The sequence below is a fragment of the Xenorhabdus stockiae genome (assembly GCF_002632825.1).
In the GTDB taxonomy this organism is placed as follows: Bacteria; Pseudomonadota; Gammaproteobacteria; order Enterobacterales; family Enterobacteriaceae; genus Xenorhabdus; species Xenorhabdus stockiae.
Map to the genome: position 1 here is coordinate 53,234 of NZ_NJAJ01000028.1, position 7,761 is coordinate 60,994.

A 7,761-nucleotide genomic window follows, 5' to 3' on the forward strand; every position below is an offset into this window, starting at 1 on the left:
CGCCGCGACGCATCTTGAAATCCATTGTGTATAGTGTAATGAATGAGTGCCAGCCGGTGAACAATAAGGATTATGGTTATGTGTCAACATCAACTGAGGCAATGGGCAACAAGGAAAAAACGCACAATCACGTCAATGGTTGTTACTTTGTTTGCATTCTTTGCGCTAGGTATTTTATCCGGATGCGATCAATCGCAGGATAATGAAAAGAGTATAAAACCGGAAACATCAGCAATTCCGGCACCTTCAGAAATAACGGATACCGCCAGTCGCGGTTCTCACTCCCCGGTAACACAATCTCCAGCAGCCCAATCCCTGCCAAGCCAATCACTGGAAGAGCAATATGCGGGTAAAGATGTCACCATTTTAGATGCTTCAGAAGTACAGCTGGATGGTGCCAGTGCAATGGTCGTGACATTCTCTGTTCCTCTGAATCCTAATCAAAATTTTGCTCAGCGAGTTCATTTGGTTGATGTTAAATCCGGCAAATTAGATGGTGCATGGGAATTATCAGATAACCAAATGGAGCTGAGACTCCGCCATTTGCCTCCAAAGCGCCAATTAATATTAACTGTTGATGATGGTTTACAGGGTATCAACGGGCGCAGTCTGTTCAATGTCTATGAAAAAAAATTCCAGACTGCCTCAATTCAACCGGCTGTCGGTTTTGCCAGTAAAGGTGTACTTTTACCCAGTAAACTAGCAGAAGGATTACCCGTTCTGGCACTGAATGTTGATCGGGTCGATGTTAATTTTTTCCGCATCAAAGAAGCTTCATTACCCATGTTTATCGCTCACGGGCGATACCTCAGAGGTATAACTTCCTGGGATTCTGAGCGATTACTGGAAAATGCAGATTTGGTCTATACCGGTCGTTTTGACTTGAACCCGACACCGAATACCCGTGAAAAACTGTTATTGCCATTGCACGATATTAAAGAGTTGCAAAAGAGCGGTGCCTATCTGGCCGTTATGCAGCAGGCCGGAAAATATGCTTACACTAACCCAGCAATTCTGTTTACGCGGAGTGATATTGGCGTCTCAATGCATAGCTATCTGAATCAGATAGATGTTTTTGCTCAATCACTGGAGCAGGGTTCCGGCCTGAAAGGTGTTGAGGTTCGTGTACTGGATATCAATGGGCAACTTCTGGCAAAAAACACGACAGACAGTAATGGCCATGCCACGCTGGAAAAAAGTTCCAAAGCGGCCTTGTTGCTGGCAACGCAGGGCGAGCAAGTCAGTATGATTGATTTGTCATCCCCCGCACTGGATCTGTCTGAGTTTGATATCGGTGGTGAGCAAGGGTATAGCAGGCAGTTTTTTGTATTCGGCCCCCGGGATCTTTATCGTTCGGGCGAAACACTGATTGTTAATGGCTTACTGCGTGATGCGGATGGTCGTTTGCTGAAACCTCAGCCGGTAAAAGTAGATATATTAAAAGCCGATAATCAGGTTGCGCGTAGTTTTGTCTGGCAGCCTGAAAATGGGTTGTACCAATATCGTTATTCAATCCCACAGTCTGCTGAAACCGGGATGTGGTCACTGCGTCTGGATTTGGGAGATAACACTCCACGTTATTACAAATTCAACGTTGAAGACTTTATGCCTGAGCGTATGGCCTTAGAAATTAAAGGAAATACGGACAGCCGGCCAATACAGAAAAACGAAAGTGTTAACTTTTCCATTATGGGTCGTTATTTGTATGGTGCTCCGGCAACCGAAAATCGGCTACAGGGCCAGTTATTCATGCGTCCGGACCGTGATGCAGTAGCGAAGCTATCAGGGTATGAGTTTGGCTCGTCGAAAGAAGAAGAGTTAAGCAGAACACTGGATGAGTTTGATTTAGCCCTGAATAGCGAAGGAAAAACTGACATTGTTGTCAGTGAGGATAACTGGAAATATGTTTCTTCTCCGGTAAGCATCCTCGTACAAGCCAGCCTGCTTGAAGCAGGAGGGCGCCCGGTAACACGCCATGCTGAACAGGCGGTCTGGCCTGCTGAAAAACTGGTTGGTATACGCCCGCTATTCAATAAAAAGTCTAATTATAACTATTACACAGATCGCTATGAATCCCGTTATAACGTTAATGAAAACTCGCTGGCGGAGTTTGATGTTGTTTATGCGGATGCCGATGGTAAAAAATACGCCACGAATGATTTGAGAGCTCGCTTGATATACGAACGCCGTGATTATTATTGGCGCTGGTCTGACGACGGTGGCTGGGATTCGGGATATGATCAGAAAGATCTGATGATGGTAGATGAGCCTGTTCAAATTGTGGAAGAGGGTACAGCAAAAATCAGCTTTCCGGTTAAATGGGGCTCTTATCGTATCGAAGTTGTGAATCAGAAAAATCAACTTATCACCAGTCTGAACTTTTGGGCCGGCTATTCATGGCAGGATAATACTGAGGGAACAGGAGCTGTCCGGCCGGATCAGGTCAAATTATCACTGGATAAACCTGCATATAAACCGGGAGATAAAGTCAGACTACATATAGCTGCGCCACAGGCAGGTAAAGGCTATTTATTACTCGAATCCAGTGATGGCCCGTTATGGTGGCAGGAAATTAATGTGCCGGCACAAGGTCTGGATATTGAGGTGCCGATTAATCAATCATGGGCACGTCATGATCTGTATCTGACTGCTGTTGTCGTACGACCGGGAGATAAAAGCCGTCAGGCAACATCAAAGCGGGCAATCGGCGTCTTACACTTACCACTAATGGATGAAGGGCGTAAGCTGGATCTGACACTCAGCGCGCCAGACAAAGTACGCCCGAATCAGGATCTTTCTGTCAAAATTAAAGTAACATCGCAAAAAGGCAGGGAGTTGCCAAAGCAGGTTTATGTACTGCTTTCTGCTGTTGATTCAGGTGTCCTCAGTATTACTGACTTTAAAACCCCGGATCCCTATGAGGCATTTTTCGGACGTAAGCGTTATAGCGTTGACCAGTATGATGTTTACGGACATCTGATTGAAAGTGAAGGGCGCAAGGCAAACTTACGCTTTGGTGGTGATGTTGGTGAAGGTGAACCGGAAAGAGGCGGTAAAAAACCACTGACAGTCGTCAATATTCTGGCGGAACAGGCTAAGCCTATTAGCCTGAATGCTGATGGCGAAGGGGTGATTACGTTACCAATCCCTGACTTTAATGGTGAACTCAGGCTAATGGCGCAGGCATGGAGCGATGACGAATTCGGAAACAGTGAACGCAAAGTTACTGTAGCCGCACCAGTGGTCGCGCAGATGTCATTACCGCGTTTTATGGCTGGTGGTGATCAATCTCAACTGGCATTAGATCTCACTAATCTCACTGAGCAGCCACAAAAGCTGACATTGAATTTTGCTACAACCGGGCTGATAAAATTACAGGGATCTGCGAATAACACCATCACGCTGGAAACAGGAAAAAGGGTAACGATTCAAATTCCGGTTAAAGCTGATTATGGATTTGGACAAGGTGAAATTTTCCTGACCGTTGACGGCCTGAAGGTATCCAACGAGATACAGCAATACAAAAACAGTTGGAAAATAGGTGTTCGTCCTGCATACCCTGCTGTCACCAGACAGTTTGCGGATGTTATCCGGCAAGATGAAGAATGGCTGTTACCGCCGGATGCGATCACAGGTCTGGCACCGGAAACATTGGAAGGGCAGCTTTTACTGACCAGCAGGCCACCACTCCAAATCGCCCGTTATATCCGCGAATTATATGCTTATCCATATGGCTGTCTGGAACAGACGATCAGCGGGCTTTATCCGTCTCTTTATTCCAATGAAGCTGAACTGAAAAAGCTGGGCATTAAGACACAAACTGATGAAAGTCGTCGGGCAGCCATTGACGCCGGTATTACGCATCTGCTGAGTATGCAACGTCATGATGGCAGTTTTTCTCTTTGGGATCGTCATGGTGAAGAAGAATTCTGGCTAACCGCATATGCGGCAGATTTCCTGTTCCGTGCTAATCAGCAGGGCTACAGTATTCCGGTTGATGCCCTGAAAAATGCCAATAACCGGCTACTGCGTTACTTGCAGGATAAAAACACCATCAACGATCGCTATAGCGGTTCGCACAGTGCAACACAGTTTTCCGTTCGTGCTTACGCAGGTCTAGTTTTAGCCAGCCAGCAGAAAGCGCCATTAAGTAGCTTGAGACAACTCTACGATCAGCGGGAGCAGGCTGATAGTGGATTATCTCTGGTGCAATTAGGCATAGCATTAAGAATGATGGGAGATGATAACCGAGGCAATGAAGCCATTCACTCCGGTGTGTCTAAATCCCGTCAACCGGGTTATGGATTGCTTGATTACGGCAGCACCATACGTGACGATGCATTGATTGTCGCCCTGTTGACTGAAAACAACATCTTGCAGAAAGAGCGGGATAAAAAGCTACTTGCATTATCCAATGAACTCTCGTCCCGAAAGTACTTTTCAACACAGGAAAGTAATGCGCTTTATCTGGCCGGACGTTATTTTATTGATGCCAGTGAACAGCCTTGGAAAGCTGTCATTAACCGACAAATACCACCGATTAACCGCGATACTGCGTTAAATAACGCCTTGTCTGCCAAACAGCTTCTGCACGGTATTGAGATAAGTAATCGGGGGGATAATTCCCTGTATTCACGGCTGAATGTGGTGGGTTACCCTCTGCAAAAACCAGAACCTTATTCAAATATACTGAATATTAAGCGTACCTATCTTGATTTAGCGGGTAAAACTTACACTCCGGATCGCCTGAACAGCGGTGAACTGATGATTGTAAAACTGGAAATCAGTACGACCCAGCCTGTTTCAGATGCTCTGGTTGTCGATCTCCTGCCCGCAGGATTGGAGCTTGAAAACCAAAATCTGGCATACAGCAGCGCCAGCCTGAGTGAAAGCGCAACAGATTTACAGGATATGATTTACAGAATGCAAAGAGCGAATATTCGTCATATGGAGTACCGGGATGATCGTTTTGTTGCCGCTGTTTCAGTAGAGCCTTACCAGCCAGTTACCCTGTTATATTTAGCCCGTGCTGTTGCACCGGGGGTTTATCAGATCCCGGCCCCACAGGTTGAATCCATGTACGTACCTTACTGGCGTGCCGTGGGTGAAACAGGCGAAAAACTGGAAGTTGTCCGTTAACTGTGATGCATACATAGGATATTTGGTAATAACAGCCCATTTTAGTTAGAAAAAAGCTTCATCTATGATTTGGTAACTACAGACCAAAATCATGGATGAAGCTTTGACAATTATTGTTACTTTAATCCTTCCAGTAACTATTCCTTACAAAACATAGTTTACCAGCACAGCATTGATTAAAAACCCGCGAAATATCTGACCTTTCACATTGTTCTTTAGCTATCAGCTATAGTGAACTGCAATTTATTACTTTGTGCTCTACATAACAGCTTAGATGGGATTTATCGAAGCTTAATAATGATAATTTAATTTTTTTGACTAGTATTAATCATGGGGAATAAGTGAATGTTATAAAAGAAATGAAAAAACAAATGAATATTATTAGTTAATGTGAAAATTTCTGGGGTATTCATACATGTCTTCATATGCAAGAAAAACTATTAGTTTCTTTGTTTTCTTCTACACATTATTAATGCCCTCTTCAGTATTTAACGCTTCAGCGGAAGATACTATAAAATCTGAGGAAGTGTATACCCATTTTAAAAAAGCTAGTGATACTTCAGAGCTTGATACACCACCTGATATTGATAACACAGTTCGGACAGTAAACAATATTTTGTCTTCCTCCTCCTCAGAGCTGGTGGAGCAAGCAACATCCTATACGTTGAATAAATTTAACAGTACCGTATCTTCTGAAGTACAAAAGTGGTTATCGCAGTATGGTACTGTGGGAATTAACTTTGGATTAAACCGTGAGTGGACGCTAAAGAATAATTCAATCGATCTTTTACTACCGATTTATGATAACAAAGAAAATTGGCTGTTTTTTTCCCAGTTGGGTTATCGTAATAAAGATAGCCGAAATACGGTTAACTTAGGTTTAGGTAGCCGCTATTTTGATAAGAACTGGATGTATGGTTTAAATACTTTCTATGATTATGATGTAACAGGAAACAACCGGCGATTAGGGTTAGGGGGGGAAATTTGGGCCGATTATATTAAATTTTCCGCTAATACTTATCATCGCTTAAGTAACTGGCAAGAATCCCGGAATTTTGAGGATTATCATGAACGCCCTGCCACCGGTTATGACATTAATGGCGAGTTTTTTTTATCGGCTTATCCTAACTTGGGAATGAAGCTGACCTATGAGCAATATTTTGGTGATAATGTCACTTTATTTAACCGTGATACGAAACAGAAAAACCCCAGCCAAACTAAACTAGATCTGATGTATACACCAATTCCGCTAATCACAATTGGTGCAAGTTATCGGCAAGGTGAAGAAGGCCACACTGAAACCCAGTTTCTGACAAACTTAAATTATAAATTCGGAATTCCATTAAGTACTCAGTTATCACCTGCTAATGTCACATCTATGCGGACATTGATAGGCAGCCGCCATGATTTGGTTGAAAGAAATAATTATATTATTTTGGATCATAAAAAAAGAGAAAAAGATGAACTGTACAAGCTAGACCCAATTAGTGGATATGGCCAGCAGGAAATAACTGTTAATGCCCCTATCCGATCTTATGCGAATATCAAAGATATTAGCTGGTCTGTACCAGATAAAGCATTTAAAGAAAATGACGGGAAACTTACGCCAGAATCAGGCAGGAGTATTATTATTACGCTTCCCAGTTATCAGGAAACGCATAAAAGCGATTACGAGCTTGATGTATTGATCACTGATAATCAGGGAAGGAAACAAACTGTTCAGACCACGATAAAGGTTGTGCCTTTTTTAATCGATGAAAAAGTGAATATTACAAGTAATGACAAAAATGGATATACATTTAGTGATCCCATTATTACTTATCGCGGAGCACCTTCCGGAGAGTTTGTCAAAAATGCCAGCATAAATAAGGTGACTTGGATAACTGATCCGCCTTTAGGCGATGAATCTGGCTTAGAATTTACATGGAAAAATGGTTCTGCCAAAACGAATGATGAGGGTAAACTGACAGATGAAGAAGGAAATTTGATACTTAACACTTTAACTAGCAAAAAAGCACACGAAAAAGTTGTCGTTTATATACAGTTGGATGGTGCACCACGGCAGGAAATAGGGGCAGTGAGTTTTACCGACGATTCATCCGCTTACCATATTCAGGAAGAATTTCTGACTGTAAGTCCGCTGGGGCCTTTGTTTGTAGGCGATGGAAAATTTTACACCTTCAGCGGTACAGTCGTGGATCGCCATAATAATCCGGTAAAGACGCAAGAAATTAAGACTGTGGTATGGAAAGCAACCGATGATAAAGGTCAAGAAGTCAAGTTAACCTCGCAAACAAAAAAGACAAATGATTCAGGTGAGTTGATTGCAACATTGGATAGTTCGCAGCCATTCAATAAGGTAACGGTATCACTGGCTATTGAAAATCACCCCGCGATTAGCACTAAAGTGCCGGTTTCCATTGAATCTGAACACGCTTACCATATTCAGGAAGAATTTCTGGCTGTAAGTCCGCAAGGGCCTCTGTTCGTAGGCGATGGAAAATTTTACACCTTCAGCGGTACAGTCGTGGATCGCCATAATAATCCGGTAAAGACGCAAGAAATTAAGACTGTGGTATGGAAAGCAACCGATGATAAAGGTCAAGAAGTCAAGTTAACCTC

At 43.2% G+C, this 7,761-nt stretch carries 2 protein-coding genes; both read left to right on the forward strand.

The features are described 5' to 3' along the window. Window positions 1-78: 78 nt before the first annotated feature. A complete protein-coding gene (locus Xsto_RS14535) occupies window positions 79-5,139 on the forward strand; it encodes an alpha-2-macroglobulin family protein (protein ID WP_099125480.1) in 5,061 nt (1,686 codons plus the stop codon). A 415-nt stretch (window positions 5,140-5,554) separates the two neighbouring features. Then, a partial coding sequence (locus Xsto_RS14540; RefSeq protein WP_211284324.1) for an inverse autotransporter beta domain-containing protein occupies window positions 5,555-7,761 on the forward strand: 2,207 nt, incomplete at its 3' end.